The organism is Paenibacillus sp. IHB B 3415 (genome assembly GCF_000802655.2).
Lineage (GTDB): Bacteria > Bacillota > Bacilli > Paenibacillales > Paenibacillaceae > Paenibacillus_AQ > Paenibacillus_AQ phytohabitans.
Genome location: NZ_JUEI01000288.1, coordinates 1 through 206, shown reverse-complemented (window position 1 = coordinate 206; position 206 = coordinate 1). Strand labels below are relative to the sequence as shown.

General features: G+C 55.3%; 1 tRNA gene. It reads left to right on the top strand.

Annotated elements, in window-relative coordinates:
- Window positions 1-68: 68 nt before the first annotated feature.
- Window positions 69-152 (top strand) — tRNA-Leu (locus QW71_RS36725).
- The last annotated feature ends 54 nt before the right edge of the window (window positions 153-206 follow it).

Here is a 206-nt window from a genome sequence, read left to right as displayed (position 1 = left end):
CACCTGACTTTTAATCAGGGTGTCGAAGGTTCGAGTCCTTCATGGCTCACCATTTTCTTATAAAGTGTGCGCGTGTGGCGGAATGGCAGACGCACCAGACTTAGGATCTGGCGTTTCACGACGTGGGGGTTCAAGTCCCTTCACGCGCACCATGTTTTTGCGGACGTGGCTCAGCGGTAGAGCATCGCCTTGCCAAGGCGAGGGTC